Source organism: Rhodococcus sp. A14, assembly GCF_011603105.1.
Lineage (GTDB): Bacteria > Actinomycetota > Actinomycetes > Mycobacteriales > Mycobacteriaceae > Rhodococcus_F > Rhodococcus_F opacus.
In genome coordinates this window covers 59,130-77,629 of sequence record NZ_JAAOQS010000012.1, presented here as the reverse complement: position 1 = coordinate 77,629, position 18,500 = coordinate 59,130, and the positions used below count along the sequence as shown (strand labels likewise).

Genomic DNA, 18,500 nt, shown 5'->3' with positions numbered 1-18,500 from the left:
GAAGCGCGCGGCTACGCGCCACGCGACCAGCGCTGTCACCCGCCGCAGCCGCGGATCTGCCGAATGCATCGGCAACCGAGCCGGCGGCAACACAACCCTCACCGGTATGGGAGACATTGCCCGCAGGAGAAGAAGCCGATGGCCATGCGTTGATCGTGACCGCCGCCGGGACCTACACATACACCGTCCGGGCGGGCGTCGACCGGTCCCGTCGACTCGGTCGAGAAACAGGACATGCTGATCCGCTGGGCGCGCCCACATTTGGTGTTCGCCGCGCTGCTGGGCGTTTGCCTCGGGCCAGCGGCAGATAGGAGTGCGTCGGATCTGCTCATGCCCTTGACCCAGGGGCCCTCGATCGCGGGCATCCATCCGGACCTGCCGTCCCGGCGGTTCTTCCACCGCACCGCGTACGCATCGGTGCGGCACCGCAGCAGGTCGGCGAAGAGCCGGACCTTCTCCTCGGGTGCGGATCGCATGTCCACGGTGCCCCCGGAGTTCCGGTCAGCGCGCCCTGATCTGGATCGGCGGCGCGGGCCTGCTCGATCCAGCAACCACCGCAACCTTGCATTGTCCGCTCGCAGGGTGTCCAGTTCTTTCGGATAGCGTTGAAGCACGTGGTGGCGTCGCGGTGGTGGCCTGGTGGGTGCCGGTACCTGTCGAGCGTGTGCTTCGCCCGGACGCTGGCCCCATGGCCGCAAGTGCACGGGCCCGTCGACCTGAGATGCACAACAGTGCACAAGCGGGCTAAGATGTGCATATGAGGTCGTTGGAGAAGGTGGATTCGCTCGACGCGCTGCTTGCCAAGCATCACGTCGACCTCACCGCCCGTGAGATGCTTCGCGAACTCGACGCTGCACTCACCGCGGTACCCGCCGCGTCGGACACGTTGTCGGCTGGAGAGATCGAGTTCCTCCGCACGCACGCCGGCGAGGGCGTCGGCGAAGTCCTCGACCAGTGGTCGTCGGTGGCCGAGATCCGCGCTCGTGCGGTGGAGATCGCGCGGCAAACGGTGACGGCGCTCGCGGATTCGTTGGACGTCAAGGAGGCAGCGGCGCTGCTCGGTATCGACAGGTCGGTGGTGTCCCGGCGGCTCACCGCGCGCACGCTGTGGGCGTTCGATCTGCACGGGCACCGCCGCATCCCGCGATGGCAGTTCGTCGGTGACGATGTCTTGCCGGGGCTTAGTACTGTCGTGGCGGCCATCCCCTCGACCGCCAGCCCTGTGTCGGTCGCCGCGCTCATGCACACCTCGCAACCCGACCTCGGCGACCGGACTCCGCTCGAGCATCTGGCCGCGGCGGCGGACCCGGCACCTGTGGTCGCGCTCGTGGAATCCCTCGACACCTGGTGAGCGGTCGGCACCCGAAGATTCCGCGGGCACCGCGGACCCCGCTCACCGTTGCTCCGGAGGACATGCTGGCCTACGACGGTGTGCTGTGGCGGATCCACCGCACCACCGGTCCTCACGTGGTGTCCTGGCGGACTCTGCGCACCTACGGGCCGATCGCGTCCATGCGCTACGATCCGCACCCCGGCCCCGTCCCGGCAGCGACCACTATCGGGGTCCTCTACGCCGCCTGCGATGTCGCCACTGCGCTGGCCGAGGTGTACCAGGCGACACGGACGATCGACACCGCGATCGGGGCGCCTGCCCTGACAGGGTGGCGCCCGACCCGTCCCCTGAATCTGCTGAATCTCACCGAAACCTGGCTGGTACGTAACCAAGCCTCGTACGCACTGCTGCACCGTACCGTGTGCCGAACGTGGGCGCGCACCATCCACCTGACATGGCCGCACCTCGACGGTCTGTACGTACCGTCCACCATGACCGGCCGTCCGAACGTCGTGCTGTGGGACCCCGCCGCCGACTCGTTCCCCACCGACCCCGAGTTCACTCGACCACTCGATCACCCCCGCGTGCGGCCCATCATCCGCACCGCCGCACGCACTATCGGATACGCATCGACGGTCTAACACTGTCCCAGCCCGATCGGATTCGGCTGGATCGCCGTCGCCGCGGTTGGTGCGGATCGCCGCCACCCCGAGCGCATACCGCACACCGCTGACCGTCGAGCAGGCTCGCCCGAAGCCGGTTGGGTCAACCGTCCGCAGTCGTGCCGGCACCCGGGTCGGACACCTCGCCGCGCTACGAACCCGGTGGACACCCACCGGCACGGGCGGAAAACCCGCTCCACGACGCCCACCGTGCCGACCTCGCCCTCGCCCTCGCGCAGAGGGCCACGGTCGTCACCCTTGGGCAACGACGTCGCCGGGTTCGGTGCGTGGACGGCAGCCGGAACCCTAGAGCCCCAATGCCTCCCGCAGCCGCCGTACGCTCATCGCCCCCGGCCGCTCCTCCTGCGGGAAGGAGTCGAGCAGCCGGATCAGGTCGTCGCGGCGGGTGGGGTCGGCGGCGCACTCGCGCGGGGTGTGATCACCGAGGGCGGGGATCGAGTCGTCGAGCCACTGCTGCTCGTATCCGCGGATGTGCTCGTCGAGCGCCGCCGCGATCTCGGGATCCTCGGGGTCCACAGGTTGGCTTGGGCGAACACCCTTTTTCTGCGCCTGAGCCATCAGCTCGGCTGCCGGTGTCCGGGTCTGCTCGCGGAGTCTCGTCCCGGGATCGGCGGCGCCCACGGCGTCGACCAGCGACTCGAACCGCGGCTCGTTCATCGCCTCGACCTCGAGCACCCAGGGTTCGGTGCCGGGGGCCAGGTTCAGCACGCCGAGCACACTGCCCTGCTCGGTCCAGGTCCACTGGTCTGCGTCGGCGGCGCCGAATCGGCGACTGAGCCTGCGTCGGATCCCGGCGGTGTCGGCCACCTCGAACACGGCCCGGCACGCCACCATCGGGTGCCCGTCGGGCGTGACCAGCCGCGGCGGAGCGAACCGGGCGCTGAGGAACTCGACCAGCTCCTCGGGGTCGGTGGATTCCGAATCGAGCAGCCCGATCAGCCGACCACGCTGTCCGGGCTCGATCGGTTCGATGCCGCCGAAGATCTGCATCGTGGAACCGGCGGGAACCACTCGGGCGCAGAAGCAGTCGCCGGCCCGCAACTGCCTGCTGGCGGTCCGCTCGGTGACCTCCAGGCGGTCGCCGGTGCGCACGTCGCGCAGCGTCAGCCCCTCGCCCGGACGCACCGCCTCCACCTCGTGCACCGACCGCTCGGCGAGCAACCACTGCTGCGCGAGGAGCAGTTCGTCCGCGGGCAGTAGCACGCCGCGCTCGGCGACGAACCGCGCGAAGGCTCCGCATTCGAACATCACCACATCCGCGACCAGCGGGTCGTCGAGCGCGTGATACAGCGCGAACGGATCGTCGTCGTGCGCGGACCGAATCTGTGCGAGCGAGATCAGCAGCGGTCGCCACTCGATGCCCTGCGCGAACGAGCCCGCCTTCTGGTACAGCCACCCAGCCCGCTGCTCGAGTGGGTGTTCGGCCTTGCCGAGGTGGCACGCCTTGTATTTGCGCCCGGATCCGCACCAGCACCGATCGTTGCGCCCCAGGTCCGGCCGGTCGAGGGGAAGAAACGATTGGAGCAGGTCGTACAGGGGTTCGCGATACGCACCCTCGACCCGGTCGAGCAGCCCGATCGCCCGCACCGCGTCACCACGATCGGACGCGAAGCGGGCCAAAGCCTCGAGCGCCTCGTCCCAGCTCGGGTCCACGGCGAGGGCTCGCTCGTAGTGCCGCTCGGCGTCCGCGGTCCGTCCGTCGAGTTCGGCCGCCTTGCCCGCCAGCCAATGCGCGGTCGGGGCGATCTTGCGGGGACCGCGGTCGCGGAGCACCGCGGCAGCCAGGCGCAGGGTTTCGGTGCCGGCGTGGCAGGTGGCGTACGCCTCGCCGAACGCGGCGCGGGCCGCGTTCGGGCGGGCGAGCCCGGCGAACCGGTCCCTCGCGCTCGTCACGACCGCGTCGACAGCGCGTTCGCGCTCGTTGGCGGGGGTGCGCTCGAGCACGCCGATCAGGGCGATGAACGCCATGACCGCTTCCGTCTCGTCGTCGGTGAGGTGGTGAGCCGCCGTGACCGTCGCGGCGTGCGCTTTCCCGCGATGGGCGGTGAAGTCGAATCCCCGGACCGCGATGTCGTCGCCGTCGCACACGTATCCGGCGTCGGTGATCAGGTCACCGATCGGTGTGGTCGGCGCCGCGAACAGGGCCCGGTCGTCGGCCATCAGCTGCCAGATGATGGTGTCCAGGGGCTCGGGGCGGTCTATCGGCACCAGGTCGGCCAGTGCGACAGCGAGATCGGGTGCGGGTGCGGGTGGGGTCGCCGCGGTGGTGAGCCGCAGCTCGCCGTCGACGAAGGCGAGCGCGACCAGGTCACCGGGACGGAATTCGGCGAGTGCGTCCGGTTCGAGCAGCAGCGCCGCGTCCGTCGGCCAGTCGGGATCGTGGACGCCGCGCTCGTCGAATACGTCGTCGTCGAGGTCCCGGAAGAGGGTGCTCAGCCCGCCTGCGGCCGGGTCGTGGTCGTCGAACGGCAGCAGGGGCGTCAGGTCCGGGTGGGCGTCGAGGATGCCGGACGCGATTTCCGTGTCGGTGAGCCGGTGGGTGAGCACGCGTCCGGCGAGCAGGGCGTCGAGGGCCACGCTGCGACCGTCCGCCAGGTAGCCGAGCCGGGGATGGCCGATGTACTCGGTGAGTTCCTCCATGTCGGCGAGATAGCCGTGCCCCTCGGCGACCAGCCGCCGCGCCCATTCGTCGGTATGCATGGGCCCGTGCTCGCGGAGCAGGACCATGGCGGCTTCGGCAGTGGGATCTGTCGGATCGGTCACCGGGCCAGGGTATGCGATGTGTCCGGGCGTCTCGTCGAAAGGAGCGTACTCGTCGCTTAGCGAGGGATTCGGCTGCGCTGCGGCGCAACAGTTCAACCAAAAGGCGTCGCTGCGGTGCGCACGATTCCGTCAACCGATTGCCTGGCAGCGACGAGCCGAACCCGAGCGTCGTCCACCGCTGGTAGCCCCGCCCCAGCCAACACCCCGCGAGTCGCGACGGTGTGTCCGCCCAATGGACGAGGGGTTGTCAGCGAGACTTTCGGCAACGATCCACCGTCAACACAAGGAGGGTGTGGTGCCCAGCCTCATTTTCAATGGTGTCACCTACGGCATCAGCCAGACCAGGTTCGAGGCCACCCGCGAGCTGCTCGCACGGTTCGCCGAGGGACACACCCTGGGCGTGGCGATGTCGCTCACCCATGACGGCGCCCGGCACCACCTGTTCATCACCCCCGGGGTGCCGATCACGCTGGTGGAATGACGACTCCGCAGTGGTCGCATCATGACGGTTCCCTGCGGAGACACCGCCCGAGCAGTGTCTCCGGCGAGGCCGCCAAGCGGCGGCGTCAATCCCTCGGCGGGAGGTAACACCCGGTCAGGTCTTGGCCGCGAATCTGCGCGCAAACATGCCAGCGAAAATACCGGCAACAAGGTACGTAGTGGGTAGGGTGATGTCCGCGCACGTATACGGGTGGCACACCGAACACGAGTGGGTGGGGATGGCGAAGGTAGGAAATTCCGAAGGCGGCGCCCGCCGCCGCCCGACCGGGGCCGGACGAGCAGCCGTAGGGGCGGCGAAACGCGCTTCCGGTGCGGGAGACTTCGGTGGTGCGGGAACGCCGAGTCCGGAGTTGACGGCGAAGTTGGAACCGCGGAAGGGGCCGACGAAGGTTCCGCTCAATACCCGGGTCCTGGCCTCGACGGAGGCGCGGTTGAACTGGCTGGTGAACGATCGCCAATCCACGGTGACCAACGTTGTGGACGTGGCCCTGCAGGAGTTCTTCGACCGCTGCAGCGTCCCGCCGGCAGATCATGACGGCCGGATCGCCGAGCAGGAGTCATGAGCAGTCCGTGGGAACAGATACCCCTGTTCGCACTGCCCGAGACAACCGCGACGACGTCTCCCGATTCCACCGATGATGTTCTCCCTGACGATGACGTTCTTCCTGACGATGACGTTCTTCCTGACGATGACGTTCTTCCTGACGATGACGTTCTTCCTGACGATGACGTTCTTCCTGACGATGACGTTCTTCCTGACGATGACGTTCTTCCTGACGATGACGTTCTTCCTGACGATGACGTTCTTCCTGACGATGACGTTCTTCCTGACGATGACGTTCTTCCCGACGACGACTTTCTTCCCGACGATGACGTTCTTCCCGACGACGACGCTGTCGCCGTCGATGCTGATGTCTTCGTCGAAGCCGATCATGCGGATTCTGAGCCGGCCGCTGCCGCCCACCCTGCATCGCCCGAGCGGTCGGATGTGGCCGAAGCCGCCGACCCCGCCGAAGCCCCGTCCCCGCCGACACCCGAGACGGACAGCGAAGAAGTGGACAACGCTGCGGTCGACGGCGACGAAGTGCACGACGACGCGGCTGAAAGCGACACGGCTGGCAGCGAAGAGGCTGGCAGCGAAGAGGCTGGCAGCGAAGAGGCTGGCAGCGAAGAGGCTGGCAACGACGCGGCCGATAAGCCGGTGTGGGAGACGCTGCCCGCAGGAGAAGAAGCCGATGGCCATGCGTTGATCGTGACCGCCGACGGGACCTTCACACCCTCCGGGCGGGAGTTGACCGGTCCGGTCGATTCGGTCGAGAAGCTGGACAAACTGATCCGCTGGGCCTCGCTGACACCGTTGGGCGCCCCCGCGCAGATCTGGGTCGTTGGACAGGGCGCGTGCGAGTTGCTCGGGTGGATCATCGACCCGGGCAGCGAAGACGACGTCGACGACATGGAGGCCCTCCGCAACCGCGCCGCCCAGGAACTGACCGCTGTCCTGCACGCCACCCTGACACCGATGTTGAACGCGGGCTGGGAGTTGCGCGGCGACCCGGGGCACGTGGTGCACCTGTCCCGCTCGATCGGGACCTTCACCTCGATGGTCGATGTGGTGATCGAACCGTACGTGTGGACGTACTGGAACAAGGACTTCGGTTGGCACAACCGGGTCGGCGACATGGGCATCCTCGGCTCACCGACGGCCGGAACGTATCTCCCGGACGACGACCTCCCGGCGGCACGGGAACTCGGTCGCCGGTTGGCCTGGTGCGCCAAGCACCTCGGAGTGCTCCCGGGACCGACGCCCGCGCGCACCGGCGCCGCCCTCGTCGACAAGATCAAGCGTGAACGCACCCGCAGCGGCAAAGGCATCGTCGTCACCACACCCGGCTCGGTCCCACCGCTGGACGGCCCGCCGCGGGGAGACCTCGAACCCGCCGTCGGCTGGACCCGCGTCCCCGACGCCCAGGATCTCGACGGGGCGAGCCGGTTGGTCTCGATCGACCAACGCGCCGCCTACCTCGCCTCCGCGGGCATGCTCGAATTCGGCTACGGGCAGCCCACACACCTGACCGGTCAGGCGGCGGCCGCCGCGGCGGTGGGGGACAAGGGTGCCCCCTTCGGGCTGTGGCGAATCACCCTGCCGCCCGGACAGACACTGTCACTTCCCGACAAGCTACCCCTGCCGCACCCGCACATGCTCGCCGACCAACCGGTACAGACCTGGGTCACCTCGGTCAGCCTCGACGGACTGTGCTCACCAGTGGCAGACGGAGGAATCGGCGCCGACCTCGACGACCTCGACATCACCGAGGCCTGGGTCTACCCACAGCAGGGCCGGGCACTGGACAAGTGGGCCAAAATCCTGCGCGAGGCCCGCAAGGCCGCGGTGGACACCGACGACGACGCGACGAAGCGGTTCCTCGGCACCTGCTACAAGGGCTACATCGGGCGAATGGTCAACCCGGACATGTGGACTGCCAAGCAGATGCAACACCACCACCAACCGCTCTGGCGTGCGGCGATCATCGCCCACTGCCGGTGGCGCGGCCGCCGGGTGGCGATGCGGATTGCCCGCGAACACGGCCGTTGGCCGGTCCGCACCGTCACCGACTCCTGGGTGTACCTCCTCGCCGACAGCGAGGACATCGCCGACCCGAGTGAGGCGCTGGGGAAGATGTCGGTCGAAAAGGACGTGGTCCTCACCGACACACTCCTGTCCGCCTTCGCTTCCGCGGAGGACGTGCATGAGGTGAACCTCGCGATCAAGGCGGCCTTCGCCGACAACGAGGACGCCGCCGACGACGAAGGGGAGGGGGTGCTCTGATGGCCCTGCATCTTCCGAAGCCGCGCACCAAGAAGCCGGCGCAGGAGGCGGTCGGCCTCGACGGCCTCAAGGTCTCCGTCGCGAACGCCGCGACCAGCGGTGTCGAAAAGTCCAAGCAGGTCAAAAGTGGGGGGCTGGCCGGGCTGACGAGCAAGGTCTCGGTCAAGCAACTGCGCAAGGAACTCGGCAACGAGGGCCTGCGGCAGGCGGCCATCGATGCCGGCCGCACACCCCCATCTGCTCGCACGCTGCGCCGGTGGGCGCAACAGGGCCGCATCCCGCACGCCGATGTCCTCGAGCGTGCCCAGCGGCGTGCCGCGATCGAACGCCTCGGCGGCGTCGATGCCGTGGCCGCCAAGATCGGCCGGTCCCGCTCCGCCGTGTCCCGGTACCGGTCCGGGGAAACGAACGAGTTGCGTGCCGACGCCAGCAAGAAACTCAAGAACGTCAAGGCCGAGGACATCATGAAACGGGCCGGGGTGTTGCGGCCGGACGGAACCCCGAAAAGAGCGGTCATCCGCGTCAAGGGTGGTGTCATGGTCCGCAACGGTGCCGACGAGGGATACGACTACCGGGTCCGCACCCTGGATTTCGCGAACTCGGATACCCCGTTCACCAGTGAGGAGTCCCGCGAACTCGCCGCCGCGTTGGCCAATGACGATCACGCCCGGGTCGTGGCACTGCTGGAGCGGCACGCCACCCTCGACTACCCGGAGAACAAGGGTTTCGACAAGTACAGCGACCAGTTCGGATTCCATTTCGACCACATCGACTCCGTCCACATCGACTGGATCTAAAACGCCTGGGAACCATCCCCCACCGGCCCGCCGCGGCACGGGTCGGCTGGCCCTTGTTCCATCGCACGTGAAAACACCCGACCTCCTGCCCATTATCGCCGGTCAGCGCCCTAAAAAGGGGCGGGGGCACCCCGACACCCCGTTGAGGGGAAACACCGAAATGGGTGAAGGTAGGCAGCAGTGTCCCTTCCGGCAATTCGAGGTGCCAATGCCCGCCAGACGTTCGAGAACCCGTCGCACGGTCGCACTGATCGCCACTGCGACCGTCGTCGTCGGCGTCGCTCTCACCGCACCCGCGATCGCCAACGCCGCCCCGACCACCTGCGCGGCGACCTTCAACCTGCTTATCCCCGGCACGTGGGAGACCAACGAGAACGCCGACCCGAACCGGCCGGTGGGCATGCTCGCCCCCGTCGCGGCGGCAATCGAGGCACAGAACGGCGCCAGGGCGCAGATATACACGCTGCCGTACATGGCGTCCGCGTTCGACAACGGCCACACCTACGCCGACAGCAAGACCGACGCGGTCAGCAAGGCCACCGCCGTGTTGACGTCCTACGCCGACAAGTGCCGGGGCGCGAAGATCACGATCACCGGCTACTCCCAGGGTGCAGACGCTGCAGGCGATCTCGCGTCGGCAATCGGAAACGCTCGAGGACCGGTCGATGCGGACCAGGTCCTCGGCGTGGCACTGATCGCCGATCCCGGTGCCGGCACGAAGGGCGCCGCACCGGTCGGACCGAAAACCTCCGGGGAGGGGATCGCCGGTCCCCGGTCGCAGGGCATGGGCACACTGTCGGGTCGGGTCGCCTCGATCTGCGATCCGAAAGACCTGTACTGCTCGATCCGCAAGGGCACCAACCCGTTCCTCGGATCGCTCGGGTCGATCCTGTCGAAAACCCCCAGCAACCCCAGCGCCGGTGCCGGTGCCGGAGACGCTGCCGGTGGGGGTGACGCGGCGGTCGCCAACGCGCTGACCTCAGATTTCAGTGGCGCCGACCTGCCCGGTCTCGGATCGAATGTCGACGCGCTCGGAAAGCAACTGTCCGGCACCGACACCGGTGGCTCGATTGATGTGCACCAGATCGCCGACACCGCAACCTCGCTGAGCAAGACCCTCAGCCCACTCGCCGACCTGCTGCAGTCCGGGGCCGCGAACACCGCCGCCACCGCGGGCCTGGCCGCAGCCCCAGTGGGCACACCGGAAAACGCGGCCGCACAAGTCCTCACCACAGCCAGCCACGCGAACCTGACCGGTGCACTCGACTCGGTGACCACGATCGCGAACACCGCAGCCAAACTCTCCAATAGTGGCACCACCACCCTGCCCGCCACCGCACCCGAAATCTCTCAACTCTCGGGCACCACCGCAACGCTCGGTAGCCACATCGCGCCCGTCGCCGCCACCCCGGCAGATGCCCTCTCCTCCGCGTCGAGCGTGCTGTCGGTCCTCAAACCGACAGTCGTCGTCGACCAGGCACTCAACGTCGTCACCGGCGTCACCGCCCTCGATATCCCGAAGATCCTGCACAACCTGATCGTGCTCCCGCAAAGAATTGCCGCCGGCGATGTCCGCGCCGCCCGCGATACCGCCCGAGAGCTGAACGTGCAATTCGCACCGCTGGTGAAGATGGCCGCCGGTGTCGACTTGAAGTGGGTCTCCCAGATCCTCGCGATCATCCCGGACCCGTCCGGATACACCCAGATCGCGGCGCTGGTCACCAGCATCCTCGGCAACGTCGACGTGATCAAGCTGGCCAACATCGCCGGTCAAGCGCAGGAAATTGCGTGGGCCGCCGCCGACAAGCTCTTTCCCCCTCCCGGGGTGTTACCGGACCCGGTGGGTGCTGCGGCGCAGACCACGGCTTTGATCCCACTCGGCCTCGACCTCGCCTCGGTGGCCGCGAACATGCTCACCGGCACAGCCGGCAAGACCGACCCCGCGCTGCTCGGCAAGCAGACCGATCCCGTGGGCAACGCGATCACCACGCAGGCGCAGACCCTCGACCTCGCAGGACTCGCCGGGTCGGTGTCGACGATGGCGCGCTCGCAGGGGGCCGAGGATCTCGCCGCGGTGGTCGGGGAGGGCCTGGACGCGGCCAGCTTCTTCGCCTCCGGGGCGCACCAGAGCTACCAGAACCTGGTCGTCGACAACGCCGGCCGCAACGCCATTCAGTGGGTCTCGGATTGGTTGAACCTGCAGATCACCCGCGCCGCCTGACGATCCAAGCGCATCCTGTAGGGTCTCAGGTTCGACCGCCCATTCTCGAAACGGACCGCACTTCTGATGCACTTGTGCAGTTCGAGTGAGACACGCCGACTCGGTTCCAACGGAGATGGTTGGGACGGTGGCAGCGTGCATGTCGAAGGGTTGGTAGTCGGCGAAGGGCAGCCCATGGCTGGTGCAACGGTGGCCGGGTCCGCGGTGGTGAAGTTTCGTCGAGCGCTTGACGGCCAGGTCGAGGAGATGGCATGGGACGATGTCACTGGGGATCGATTGTCGTCGGCAGCGCCGTGGAGAACCTTCCGATGGCATGACAACCAGCAGCATTATTCGGGCGCCTATTGGTCAGCAACCGAGCGCGGCCACGTCATCTACGAGTCGCGGCTCGAGCTCGCGCATCTTCTTTTCGCGGATTTCGATGATGAGGTCAATCATATTGTTGCGCAGCCGTTCCTGATGACGATGACGGTGGATGGTCGAGTGCGCAAGCATGTTCCGGACTACCTGCTGATCACCGATACGGGCCTAAAAATTTTGGATGTCAAGCCACGAGATCGGCTGTCCAAACCCAAGGTTCGATTCACATTTGGATGGACCCGCGCGTTGGTCGAAGGGCGGGGATGGCGGTTTGACGTCGGCAGCGAGCCACCCACCGTACAGCTCGATAACGTGCGATTTCTGTCCGGCTTCCGACGAGACTGGTTATTCGATCCAACCCTGATCGGTGAGCTTCAGGCACACGATCTACACGGCCGAACGATCGCGGATGCATGTCGAGTATTGCCCGATCACCCTGCACCGCTGGTTCGTTCGGCCATCTTCCATCTTCTGTGGAGGCGTCAGTTGTTGGTCGACCTGACTCGTCCGCTGCGCCCGTCTCGGATCCTGACGAGAAGGGAGGGGTGATGCAGCGGGCTGGCGTTCGGGTGGGTGTGGGCACCCGGTTCGTCCTCGACGGTGAGGCTGCCGAGGTTGTCGAAGTCGCCGCGAACGACCATGGCGTCAGTGTTGGTCTCCGGATCGGTGCGGGCCGGCGAATGGTGATACTCGGTTTGCGTGAGCTGCTGGACTCCGGCCGGGCCCGGCTCATCGCAGACTGTGGTGATACCTCGGCGGATGAGCGCGGAGAACCCGCGAGCATCATCCTTGCCGAGCTGTCGGCAGTTCAGCGGGCGAGGGTGCTGGAGCGTGCGGGGCATATCAGGGAGGTCTTGACCGGATACCGCGCCGGGAGTGTCGAATTGGCCGCGGCCGGTGAACCCCGGACCGGATTCGATCCTTGCCTGCCGTTGACCAGACGGTATGAGGCCAAGGCCGCCGAACTCGGTGTTGGAGTCCGCACCATCAAGCAGTGGGTTTCGCTGTTCCGGTCAGACGGCGAGGCTGGGCTCGCGCCCAAGCCGTCGATGCGCAGGGGCGTGGTGGGTAACTCGGACGAGCGGTGGGTTGAAACCGCGCTGGAGGTGATGGTCGAGCATGTGGACCAGTCGCGTCCGTCGCGGACGATGGTGATCGCGCGGACCAATGCGCGGGTCGCGGCGCGGTTCGGTGAGGGGGTGGTGCGGATGCCGTCGCGGGCGACGGCGTTTCGGGTGCTCGAGCAACTGGAGCGGAGGCAACCGACGTTCCGGCTGAGTACGAAGCGGAACCGTGATATCGCCGCTCGACCGGCGGGGGTGTATGGGAAGCTGCGGCCGACCCGACCGGGGGAGTACCTGCTGATGGACACGACCCGGCTCGATGTGTTCGCGGTCGATCCGGTGACATTGCGGTGGGTGCAGGCCGAACTTACGGTTGGGATGGATTGGTACACACGCTGTGTCGTCGGGATCCGGGTCACGCCGGTGTCGACGAAGGCGGTGGATGCGGCCGCGACGTTGTATCAGGCCTTCCGGCCGCGACCTGCGGGCAAGGACTGGCCCGCGCATGCGGTCTGGCCCGAGCACGGCATTCCGCGGTCGCTTCTGGTCGATGTCGAGGCGATCGACGGGCCGATGGCCGGGGCGGCGTCTCCGGCGATCGTGCCCGAGACGGTCGTGATCGATCACGGCAAGATCTACGTGTCGGAGCATTTGACCAGCGTGTGTCAGCGGATGGGCATCTCGATTCAACCGGCGCGGCTGCGGACCGGTCGCGATAAGGGGCCGGTGGAGCGGTTCTTCCGCACTATCCGGGAGGACCTGCTGCAGGCGCTGCCCGGGTACAAGGGTCCGGATGTCCATTCGCGGGGTCTGGCGCCCGAGTCGGAGGCCTTCTTCTACCTCGACGAGCTGGAGGACATAATCCGGGAATGGGTGGCGGTGGTCTATCACCATCGCCCGCATGAGGGTCTGCTGGATCCGCATTTGCCGACCTTGGAGTTGTCACCGGCGATGATGTTCGAGCACGGCATGGCGCGCGCCGGGTACATCGAGGTGCCGCGCGATCCGGACCTGGCGTACGAGTTTCTTCGGACGCACTGGCGCACCATCCAGCACTACGGTGTCGAGATCGCGGGGCGCCGCTACAACGGCCCCGGACTCGACCCGTACCGGAACGTCACGAGCGGTTACGGCGGGGCGGCGCACGGGCGGTGGCCGATTCAGGTCGACTCCGACGACATCACCCGCGTCTACTTCCGCGATCCCGACTCGCGGCGGTGGCACACGCTGGAATGGGAACACGCTCCGTCACTGCAGATGCCGTTCAGCGAGGATGCATTGGTGTTTGCGCGCCGGTTGGCGAAGGAGAAGTACACCTATCCCGACGATCGGATCGCGGTCGCCGACCTGCTCGAGCGCTGGAGCCTCGGGCTCGGGTCGAGCATGCAGGAGAGGCGGGTGGCGTTGCGGCTCTCCCGCGAGCCCGCAGACCTGGAGGTGACGGCCGCGGTGCATTCCGCAGAGGTGGGCGACGACGACAGCGACGACGAGCTGGACCTGCCCGGTGGCGATCCCGGTGCCGGCCCGATCGATGAGGACGACTTCTACGCCGAGGCGCTGGAGGACGTGTGAGCGGCGATGCCGACGAAATCACCGACGCCGAACGGCGGTTGGACAATCTCACCCTTGCCCGCAAGGAGGGATGGCAGCGGTTCGCCACCGCTCCGACGCGGACTCAGCCGGAGGTGATGACCCGACAGCAGATCACAGCGTTGGGTGTGGCCGCGCGGGCGGAGTACGACAAGGCACGGCGGATCTGGCACGCCAACCTCGGCCCGCTCAAGACGCCGCAGCTGGCCGAGTTGCATGAGGACCTGTGGGACATCGTCGACAGCAACTGCCAGGATGGGGACAAGGCCAAGGGGGCGGTCGGGATCGATGCGCTTCCGGGGCTGGGCAAGACCACCTCGGTGTTGGCGTTCGCGAGGGAGTTCCACTGCCGCGAGATCGGCGACTTCGGTACCCGAACCGCAGCCGGTCACGAGCGCTGGCCAGTGTGCCGGGTGGGGCTGACCGGGAACACCGGGATGAAGGAATTCAACCGGGCGATGCTGAAGTTCTACGCCCACCCGGGCACCGAGCGCGGCACCGCCGCCCAACTCGCCGACCGCGCACTTGACTGTGTACTGTCCTGTGAAACAACGCTATTGGTGGTAGATGACCTGCACTTCCTGCGGATGCGGGCCCAGAGTGGGGTCGAGATTAGCAACCACTTCAAGTACATCGCCAACGAATTCCCGGTCACCTTGATCTTCATCGGCGTGGGGCTTGCCGCGCGTGGCCTGTTCTCCGAAGGCTCCTCCTACGCCGCGGCGGTGCTCGGGCAGAGCGGGCGTCGGACGACCCCGCTGGGCATGCGCCCGTTCGTCGTGGACACCGAGGTCGGGCGGCGCGAATGGCGACAGATCCTGCTCGCCCTCGAACAGCGTCTCGTGCTGGCCGACAAACACCCCGGCATGCTCGCGGACCACCTGTCGGACTACCTGTTTGCCCGATCGACCGGGCACATCGGTTCGCTGATGACACTGATCAACCGTGGCTGCCAACGCGCTGTCCGCACCGGCGCGGAGCGGCTCGACACTGAGCTGCTCAATCGGGTCCGGGGCGACGCGGCCGCCGAGAAAGCGCGCCAGGAACTGCAGGCGGCCGTCGCGGCCCGGCGCATCACCACAACCCCGATGCGGGAAGCGGTGTGAACGCGAACCGCACACTGCCCATCCGGTTCCCGCCGCTGCCGGGCGAGGCGCTCGACTCGTGGCTCGAGGCGATCGCGCACCGCACCCGCACCGCGTGGGCGGACCTGACCGCCGCGGTCGTACTCACCCCGCCGACGCCCGGGGGATTTCGGCACAGCGATTGGGCCGTGTTCTTGAGCGGCGGCGAAGCGGCGGGGATCGCGGCCGCCACCGGCGCCGATCCCACGACGGTCGAGGCGATGACCTTGGCCCGCTTCGACGGAACCGCGGTGGACATCGACCGCGCCCGGCGCCGCGTGGTCTGTACGTTCCCCTGGAGCCGGCCGCACGGAGCGCGGTACTGTCCCGACTGCCTCGCCGAGACCGGCGGGCGATGGCAGCTGCACTGGCGGCTGGGTTGGGCGTTCGCCTGCACCATTCACCGATGCCTGCTCGCCGATAGCTGTCCACGCTGCTTCCGGCGCCAGCGCGGGCAGCCGACCCCCGGCGACACAATCCCGGATCCCGGGCGCTGCGGGCGCCCGGCCCGTCGGCACGGCGGCGCCTCGGCGCCTCCGCGCTGCGGCGCCGATCTCACCCGCACCGACGTAGCCCGCTTCCCGGCCGGCCACCCGGTCCTGGTCGCCCAGCAGATCGTGTGCGACACCATCGCCGCGGGCACCGGATCGTTCGGCGTGTACGCCGAACGGCCGCTGTCGACGCGAGAGACCCTCGCCGACGTGCGCACCCTCGCCGCACGTGCGCTGTGGCACGCACGCCATGAGGACCTCGCCGCCCGATTACCCCCCGAACTCGCCACGGCCTACCGACAAGCGAAGGCGACCAACGGATCCCGCGACTGGCCCAACCCGCCGGACAAACCCGGATCCTGGGCGCCGACACACGCTGCGCTGGCCGCGGCCGGCGTCACCGTCGCTCTGCAGGTGCTCGATGCACCCGACATCGCCTCCGCCGGTGATCGGCTGCGGTGGCTGATGCGCGGCGGCCACCACAGCGGCCTGGTCATCACTCCCAAGACCGTCCGCTCGTGGGGCCGCGACACCAGCGCAACACTAGAGGCGGTGCAGCTGAGCGCGCTGACCCCGCTGCTGCAACCGGTCCACCAACTGCGGTACCGCACCACCGCCGACTACCCAGGCCACCCCGAATCGGACGAGCGTCGCGTCGACCGCATCCTTCGCCGCCTACCCACCCTGCTCTGGCCACAATGGTCCCTTCGATTCGCGCTGCCCGGGTGCGGTCACACCGAGACCAGCGCGGCACTCGCCGTCGCGACCCTGCTCGTCGGATCCCGACTCAGCCGAACCACCGCCGCCGACATGCTCGGCGCGGCGGCAACACCGCACTCGGTCTCACGGATCCTCAGTCAGCTTGCCGCGCACCAGCACTGGCCCGACGCCAGTGCCGCTCTCCTCCGCCTCGCCGACTACCTCGACATCACCGAGGTGCCGATCGATTACGCCCGCCGACGCGCCCTGAACTACGAGGACCTACTCCCCGACGAGCAGTGGACCGACATCTGCCGGCGCACCCTGACCCCGCCCGGGGACGCGACCAAGACCGATGTCATCCGACGCTGGCTGTTCCAACGCCTCAGCGGCCTGCCCGCCCACCGCGCACCCAGTGCCAACAGTAACTACGCATTCCACACGAAGCTCGCCGCGCTGCCGCGCCACCTGACGCCCGACCTCGCCGCACACCTCGATCACACGGCCCGGCAATTCCTCACCCACCACGGCCTCGGGGAGGAACCGATCACCTGGCACCCACCCCTCGACCTGATTGCTGGATTAGACTTGCCCGCAACCGATCCGGAGGCCATCGACATCGCCACCCTGCACCGACTGATCCGATACGAGCGACGTTCCTACTCCGCGGCCGCCGACCGACTCGGCACAAGTATCGACACCGTTCGCCACCTCCTCGAAACCCACCCCGCCCCAGAATCGGCGGCCCAGCTCCGCATCCGGGGCCACGCGTCCGCGCGAGTACGCGCCGCACTTCCCGAAAACACATTCATCGAGCTCTACCACCGCCAGAACCGCAGCCTGCGCGAGATCGCACGCAGCCTCGACGTCAGCAAAGCGACCATTGCGGCCCTGGCCCGCGACTACAGAATCGAACTACGGCGACCACAACCACGACCATGCATCGTCATCGACAGAGACTGGCTCCACGACCAATACGTCACCCGCGGGCACACGCTCACCCAAATCGCCCACGAGACCGGTGTCAACCGCGGCACCATCAAACGCTGGCTCACCGTCCACAACCTCCCCTGCCGAACTACCACCCACCGCGGCGGCCGTTCCGCCGCCGGAGTAGTGCCGACTCCTACCCTGCTCCGGCCGACACTGGTCCGCCCGTACGGCCGTCAACGACTTCAACGCTTCATCACGGCAACCGAACACCGGACTATCGATGCCGCAGCGCGCACCATCGGAATCGCACCGTCCACGTTGACAATCCAGATAATAAGGCTCGAACGAGAACTCGGTGGCGAGCTCCTGGTTCGTGCTCATGGACACCACCCGATGAGCCTCACCCCACTGGGAGCGGAAGTACTCGCCGTAGCCCGAGACCTTGAAGTACCCATACTCGCGCCGCTGTAAGAAGTGTCGCAGATCGGAGACACGCGAAGTGGTCACGTCGTGAGACAGAAATCGATCGCACCTGGTCAGTACGGGCGAGACATGCCACCAGCTCGGAGAACCTACACCACAATCCGGCCGCCCGCTGGACCTTCTGCAGCCTGTGTCATCACCGCGGCTATCACAGCCGCGCCGACGCCAAAGCGGTCCGCAGAAGGCACCCCGGCGAGAAGGGCCTCGCCGTGTTCGTCTGCCCGCACACCACGGGGCTGTTCCACATCGGGCACCGCCCAGAAGCTTTGAGCAACGGGCAGATCGACCGGCAACGACTGCGCAACCAAGCAGCCCGAACGGCAGGCGATCGACGAGAGTGAGCCGCCACAGCACCACGATCCGACCCCCGATCGCCCTCGCGCTCAGTGCCCTCGGCTGTTTCGGGGTCACCGGCAACCACCCTGGCATCGCCGCCCATCGCGCCCCACGGCGAGCCGCAGATGACCTGGCCGCTAACCGTCCCTTCGAGGCTGAAATCTGGACGAAAGGCACTCCCCGCGAGCGTATCCCGCTTGCGACATACAATCGGCACATTGTAAAGTCGGGACTTGGTCGGCGGCGAGATGATTTTCGGGCATCTGCTGCCCGAGGCAGGCCGGCGCGCAACGGA

General features: G+C 67.6%; 13 protein-coding genes and 1 pseudogene. 12 read left to right on the top strand and 2 right to left on the bottom strand.

Annotated elements, in window-relative coordinates; translation table 11 throughout:
• Nucleotides 1–56 precede the first annotated feature (56 nt).
• The 3 genes and pseudogenes from G9373_RS46335 to G9373_RS09655 all read left to right on the top strand — a co-directional run.
• Nucleotides 57–252, top strand: a pseudogene (locus tag G9373_RS46335) (hypothetical protein); the annotation flags it as partial.
• Nucleotides 253–757: 505 nt separating this feature from the next.
• Complete coding sequence (locus G9373_RS09660) at nucleotides 758–1,351, top strand: helix-turn-helix domain-containing protein (protein ID WP_167114878.1); 594 nt, start codon at nucleotides 758–760, stop codon at nucleotides 1,349–1,351.
• The gene (locus tag G9373_RS09655; protein WP_167114875.1) at nucleotides 1,348–1,974 is read left to right on the top strand and encodes an RES family NAD+ phosphorylase; all 627 of its coding nucleotides are present in this window, start codon (nucleotides 1,348–1,350) and stop codon (nucleotides 1,972–1,974) included. Before G9373_RS09660 ends, G9373_RS09655 begins: the two co-directional genes overlap by 4 nt.
• Nucleotides 1,975–2,301: 327 nt before the next feature.
• Here the strand turns inward: G9373_RS09655 and G9373_RS09650 are convergent, their stop codons facing one another.
• The gene (locus G9373_RS09650; protein WP_167114872.1) at nucleotides 2,302–4,779 is read right to left on the bottom strand and encodes an SEC-C domain-containing protein; all 2,478 of its coding nucleotides are present in this window, start codon (nucleotides 4,777–4,779) and stop codon (nucleotides 2,302–2,304) included.
• Nucleotides 4,780–5,074: 295 nt separating this feature from the next.
• Here G9373_RS09650 and G9373_RS09645 point away from each other — a divergent pair, with 295 nt between their 5' ends.
• Both G9373_RS09645 and G9373_RS09640 read left to right on the top strand, forming a co-directional pair.
• The gene (locus G9373_RS09645) at nucleotides 5,075–5,260 is read left to right on the top strand and encodes a hypothetical protein (RefSeq protein ID WP_005572022.1); all 186 of its coding nucleotides are present in this window, start codon (nucleotides 5,075–5,077) and stop codon (nucleotides 5,258–5,260) included.
• A gap of 190 nt (nucleotides 5,261–5,450) precedes the next feature.
• Nucleotides 5,451–5,843: a hypothetical protein gene (locus G9373_RS09640; RefSeq protein WP_167114869.1), complete on the top strand. Its 393-nt coding sequence runs from the start codon at nucleotides 5,451–5,453 to the stop codon at nucleotides 5,841–5,843.
• Here G9373_RS09640 and G9373_RS45875 read toward each other — a convergent pair.
• Nucleotides 5,810–6,523: a hypothetical protein gene (locus tag G9373_RS45875; protein ID WP_206031966.1), complete on the bottom strand. Its 714-nt coding sequence runs from the start codon at nucleotides 6,521–6,523 to the stop codon at nucleotides 5,810–5,812. The two genes, G9373_RS09640 and G9373_RS45875, sit on opposite strands and share 34 nt — an antisense overlap.
• 9 nt (nucleotides 6,524–6,532) lie before the next feature.
• Between G9373_RS45875 and G9373_RS09630 the strand changes: the two genes are divergently transcribed.
• The 7 genes from G9373_RS09630 (at nucleotide 6,533) to G9373_RS09600 (ending at nucleotide 17,857) form a co-directional block, all read left to right on the top strand.
• Complete coding sequence (locus G9373_RS09630; RefSeq protein ID WP_346842817.1) at nucleotides 6,533–8,107, top strand: hypothetical protein; 1,575 nt, start codon at nucleotides 6,533–6,535, stop codon at nucleotides 8,105–8,107.
• Nucleotides 8,107–8,904 carry a hypothetical protein gene (locus G9373_RS09625; protein ID WP_133987674.1) on the top strand — a complete coding sequence of 266 codons (798 nt, stop codon included), beginning with the start codon at nucleotides 8,107–8,109 and terminating at the stop codon, nucleotides 8,902–8,904. Before G9373_RS09630 ends, G9373_RS09625 begins: the two co-directional genes overlap by 1 nt.
• A gap of 208 nt (nucleotides 8,905–9,112) precedes the next feature.
• A complete protein-coding gene (locus G9373_RS09620) occupies nucleotides 9,113–11,125 on the top strand; it encodes a cutinase family protein (RefSeq protein WP_167114863.1) in 2,013 nt (670 codons plus the stop codon).
• 135 nt (nucleotides 11,126–11,260) lie between these two features.
• Nucleotides 11,261–12,034, top strand: coding sequence for a TnsA-like heteromeric transposase endonuclease subunit (locus tag G9373_RS09615; protein WP_346842816.1), 774 nt, complete (start codon nucleotides 11,261–11,263; stop codon nucleotides 12,032–12,034).
• Nucleotides 12,034–14,121 carry a helix-turn-helix domain-containing protein gene (locus tag G9373_RS09610; protein WP_167114857.1) on the top strand — a complete coding sequence of 696 codons (2,088 nt, stop codon included), beginning with the start codon at nucleotides 12,034–12,036 and terminating at the stop codon, nucleotides 14,119–14,121. The genes G9373_RS09615 and G9373_RS09610 overlap by 1 nt, the downstream gene beginning before the upstream one ends.
• Complete coding sequence (locus G9373_RS09605; RefSeq protein ID WP_167114854.1) at nucleotides 14,118–15,245, top strand: AAA family ATPase; 1,128 nt, start codon at nucleotides 14,118–14,120, stop codon at nucleotides 15,243–15,245. The genes G9373_RS09610 and G9373_RS09605 overlap by 4 nt, the downstream gene beginning before the upstream one ends.
• On the top strand, nucleotides 15,242–17,857 hold the full coding sequence (locus tag G9373_RS09600) for a TniQ family protein (RefSeq protein WP_167114851.1): 2,616 nt from the start codon (nucleotides 15,242–15,244) through the stop codon (nucleotides 17,855–17,857). Before G9373_RS09605 ends, G9373_RS09600 begins: the two co-directional genes overlap by 4 nt.
• The last annotated feature ends 643 nt before the right edge of the window (nucleotides 17,858–18,500 follow it).

Bases quoted from the DNA above. Each gene is read 5' to 3' on its own strand.
- G9373_RS09660 (WP_167114878.1), top strand. From the start codon at position 758: ATGAGGTCGTTGGAGAAGGTGGATTCGCTCGACGCGCTGCTTGCCAAG.
- G9373_RS09640 (WP_167114869.1), top strand. From the start codon at position 5,451: ATGTCCGCGCACGTATACGGGTGGCACACCGAACACGAGTGGGTGGGG.
- G9373_RS45875 (WP_206031966.1), bottom strand. From the start codon at position 6,523: ATGGCCATCGGCTTCTTCTCCTGCGGGCAGCGTCTCCCACACCGGCTT.
- G9373_RS09625 (WP_133987674.1), top strand. From the start codon at position 8,107: ATGGCCCTGCATCTTCCGAAGCCGCGCACCAAGAAGCCGGCGCAGGAG.
- G9373_RS09620 (WP_167114863.1), top strand. From the start codon at position 9,113: ATGCCCGCCAGACGTTCGAGAACCCGTCGCACGGTCGCACTGATCGCC.
- G9373_RS09610 (WP_167114857.1), top strand. From the start codon at position 12,034: ATGCAGCGGGCTGGCGTTCGGGTGGGTGTGGGCACCCGGTTCGTCCTC.